This is a genomic window from Saccharomonospora halophila 8 (genome assembly GCF_000383775.1).
In the GTDB taxonomy this organism is placed as follows: Bacteria; Actinomycetota; Actinomycetes; order Mycobacteriales; family Pseudonocardiaceae; genus Saccharomonospora; species Saccharomonospora halophila.
The window spans coordinates 1-2235 of the sequence record NZ_KB912570.1; the positions used below are offsets into that span (position 1 = coordinate 1).

At 72.4% G+C, this 2235-nt stretch carries 3 protein-coding genes and 1 pseudogene; all 4 read left to right on the plus strand.

All coding sequences use genetic code 11. The features are described from left to right. A partial coding sequence (locus tag SACHA_RS22620) for a PUA domain-containing protein (protein WP_039739392.1) occupies positions 1-313 on the plus strand: 313 nt, incomplete at its 5' end. Positions 314-384: 71 nt separating this feature from the next. Further along, a complete protein-coding gene (gene nadD / locus SACHA_RS0116180; protein WP_028663258.1) occupies positions 385-1005 on the plus strand; it encodes a nicotinate-nucleotide adenylyltransferase in 621 nt (206 codons plus the stop codon). Positions 1006-1129: 124 nt separating this feature from the next. Then, a pseudogene (gene rsfS, locus SACHA_RS24635) lies at positions 1130-1525 on the plus strand (ribosome silencing factor); the annotation flags it as partial. Positions 1526-1797: 272 nt separating this feature from the next. Continuing rightward, on the plus strand, positions 1798-2235 hold a 438-nt coding region (locus tag SACHA_RS0116190), incomplete at its 3' end, for a polyphenol oxidase family protein (RefSeq protein ID WP_028663259.1).

The following is a 2235-nucleotide window of genomic DNA, read 5'->3' on the forward strand; positions in this document are numbered from 1 at the left end:
GGCCCGGCGGTTCTGGCTCGGCTACGCGGCGGGGGCCCGCGGTCGCCTGCACCTCGACGACGGCGCGGTGGACGCCGTGGTGCGGAACCGGCGGTCCCTGCTGGCGGCAGGGGTCACCGGGATGGACGGTGACTTCGAGGCCGGGGACGTGGTGGACCTGGTCGATGCCGGACAGGAGGTCGTGGCCCGGGGTGTGGTGGCCTTCGACGTCACCGAACTGCCGGACCTGATCGGCCGCTCCACGCACGAGCTCCCCCCGGAGTACCGGCGCGAGGTCGTGCACGCCGACGATCTGGTCCCGCTCCGCCGCTGACCGCCGGTCCTCCCGGTTCCGGCGGCCCTGTGTCCGGGGCCCCGGAAAGCGGACCTTTAGAGTGGGGTTCCATGTCCGCACGCCGTATCGGGGTCATGGGAGGCACGTTCGATCCGGTGCACCACGGCCACCTGGTCGCAGCCAGCGAGGTCCAGCACCGGTTCGGGCTCGACGAAGTGATCTTCGTGCCGACCGGCCAGCCGTGGCAGAAGGCCGAGAGGACGGTGTCGAGGACCGAGGACCGCTACCTCATGACCGTGATCGCCACGGCCTCGAACCCGAAGTTCTCGGTCAGCCGGGTCGACATCGACCGGGGTGGCCAGACCTACACCGTCGACACCCTGCGGGACCTGCGCTCCGAGTACCCCGACGACGAACTGTTCTTCATCACCGGGGCCGACGCGCTCGCGCAGATCCTGGGCTGGCGGGACGCCGACGAGCTGTTCACGCTGGCCCACTTCATCGGGGTCACCCGCCCGGGGTACCGGCTGCACGACCATCACCTGCCGGACGGCAAGGTCAGTCTCGTCGAGGTGACGGCGATGGCGATCTCCTCGACGGCGTGCCGGGACAAGGTCCACGACGGTGAGCCCATCTGGTACCTCATGCCGGACGGGGTGGTGCGCTACATCAACAAGCGGCGCCTGTACCGGGCCGACCGCAGCACGTCCGTGGGCAGGCACCGGGAGTGAGAACCGGTCCGTGCACCGCACGCCGGGGTACCGTCGCGTCGGCGCCGTGGGTGAGACCCGCGCCGCCCTCGGGGACCTGCGGGTAGGCTTTCCCGACAGACGTTCGACCCCCCGAAGGAGCATCGTGTCAGCGACCGCCGAAGCCCGAGAACTCGCCACCGTGGCCGCGCACGCGGCGGCGGACAAGAAGGCGATCGACGTGGTCGTGCTCGACGTGTCGGACCGCCTCGTGATCACCGACGTGTTCGTCATCGCGTCGGCGCCGAACGAACGGCAGGTCGGCGCGATCGTGGACAACATCGACGAGAAGCTGCGCGCCGCCGGGCACAAGCCGGTACGGCGGGAGGGTGAGCGGGAGGGCCGCTGGGTGCTCATGGACTACGTGGACGTGGTCGTGCACATCCAGCACACCGACGAGCGGTCCTTCTACGCGCTGGAGCGGCTCTGGAAAGACTGCCCGCGGGTCGAGGTGGACGGGCTCGACCGGCCGGAGGAGTCGGCCGACCGGGACGACGCCGGGGACGGTCACCAGGGCGGGAGCCAGCAGGGCGCCGCCTCCGCGAGGCCGACGGGGACCTCGTCCGGAGCCGCCCAGTCCGGGGCCGTCGGCGGGCCGCGGAGCCAGGGCGGCTGGAGCGGACGGGCGTTCCCGGTCACCGACGACGATCCGACCGACGACGACGTCGACGTGCCCCCCTTCATGCGCCGCTGAGCGGGTCCGCCCGCGCGGTAGGCTCGGCGGGCGGAACCGGAGTGGCCCGCCAGGGGTCGGCAGTCGAAGGAGTGGACGCCGTGTCGGAAGCGTCGGGTCCCGCGCGGATCCGTCGGGTCGTGACCACCAGGTCGGGCGGCGTGTCGAAGCCGCCGTTCGACTCGTTCAATCTCGGTGACCACGTCGGCGACGACCCGGACGCCGTCGCGGCCAACCGCCGACGGCTCACCGACGAGCTCGACCTGGGCCGGGTGGCGTGGATGGAACAGGTCCACGGCCGGACGGTGACCGTGGTCGACGGGACCGAGGAGGAGGCGGCCGAGGCGACCGACGCGCTGGTCACCACCCGTCCGGGTACCGCGGTGGCCGTGCTCGTCGCGGACTGTGTCCCCGTCCTGCTCGGTGACGCCGAGGCGGGAGTGGTCGCCGCCGTCCACGCGGGCCGGGTGGGTGCCCGCGTCGGTGTCCTGCCCGCCGCGGTGGCGGCGATGACGGCCGAGGGGGCTCGGGTCGAGCGG

Coding starts and splice junctions, on each gene's coding strand:
- nadD (WP_028663258.1), top strand. CDS start 385: ATGTCCGCACGCCGTATCGGGGTCATGGGAGGCACGTTCGATCCGGTG.